This window comes from Streptomyces sp. NRRL S-495 (assembly GCF_000966955.1).
In the GTDB taxonomy this organism is placed as follows: Bacteria; Actinomycetota; Actinomycetes; order Streptomycetales; family Streptomycetaceae; genus Kitasatospora; species Kitasatospora purpeofusca.
In genome coordinates this window covers 1-369 of sequence record NZ_JZWY01001174.1, presented here as the reverse complement: position 1 = coordinate 369, position 369 = coordinate 1, and the positions used below count along the sequence as shown (strand labels likewise).

The window sequence follows — 369 nt, the reverse complement described above, 5'->3', positions numbered from 1 at the left end:
GAAGCTGGTGGAGGAGTTGGCGCCGGCGCGTTCGCTGGCCCGGCACCCGCTGTTCCAGGTCGTCCTGACCCTTCAGAACACCGGCTTGGTAGCGGACGGCGGTGTGCTGGACCTGCCTGGCCTGGGGGCGGAACCGCTGCTGTTGGGTCGGGCGATGGCGAAGTTCGACCTCGATGTGATCGTGGGTGAGGCGTTCGGTGCGCAGGGCGCGCCGGCGGGGATCCGGGGCATGCTGACTGCGGCGGCGGATCTGTTCGACGAGGGTGTCGCGGGTCGGGTCGCGGGCGCTCTGGTGCGGGTGCTGTCGGCGATGGCCGATGACCCGCAGGCCCGGGTCGACGCGGTGGATGTGCTGGGTGCGGACGAGCG

General features: G+C 71.5%; 1 protein-coding gene. It reads left to right on the top strand.

The window, feature by feature from the left end; translation table 11 throughout:
* Nucleotides 1–369, top strand: a 369-nt coding sequence (locus VR45_RS40270; protein WP_045944940.1) for a hypothetical protein, incomplete at both ends; no start/stop codon positions are given.